This window comes from Mesorhizobium sp. M5C.F.Ca.ET.164.01.1.1 (assembly GCF_004792125.1).
Lineage (GTDB): Bacteria > Pseudomonadota > Alphaproteobacteria > Rhizobiales > Rhizobiaceae > Mesorhizobium > Mesorhizobium wenxiniae.
This window is the reverse complement of record NZ_SRTG01000510.1, coordinates 1-296: the sequence shown is the minus strand read 5'-3', so window position 1 is coordinate 296 and position 296 is coordinate 1. Positions and strand designations below refer to the sequence as shown.

At 68.2% G+C, this 296-nt stretch carries 1 protein-coding gene; it reads left to right on the top strand.

Annotation, left to right across the window (positions count from 1 at the left end; translation table 11 throughout):
- Nucleotides 1-296: rRNA adenine dimethyltransferase family protein (locus EN807_RS34500; protein ID WP_281405270.1), on the top strand; the 296-nt coding region annotated here is incomplete at both ends.

The window sequence follows — 296 nt, the reverse complement described above, 5'->3', positions numbered from 1 at the left end:
CTGACGATTGCCGAATGGCCGCCCTTCTACCAATCGATGACGCTGATGTTCCAGCGCGAGGTAGCCGAGCGCATCACCGCCGCCCCAGGCAGCGATGCCTATGGCCGGCTCGGCGTGCTCGCCGGCTGGCGCACGCAAGCCAGGATCGCCTTCGACGTGCCACCGCAGGCCTTCACCCCGCCGCCGAAGGTGACGTCATCGGTGGTGCATCTGGTGCCGCGCACGGCCCCCTTGCCGGTAGAAGCGAAAAAGCTCGGCCGCGTCACCGAGGCCGCCTTCGGCCAGCGCCGGAAAAT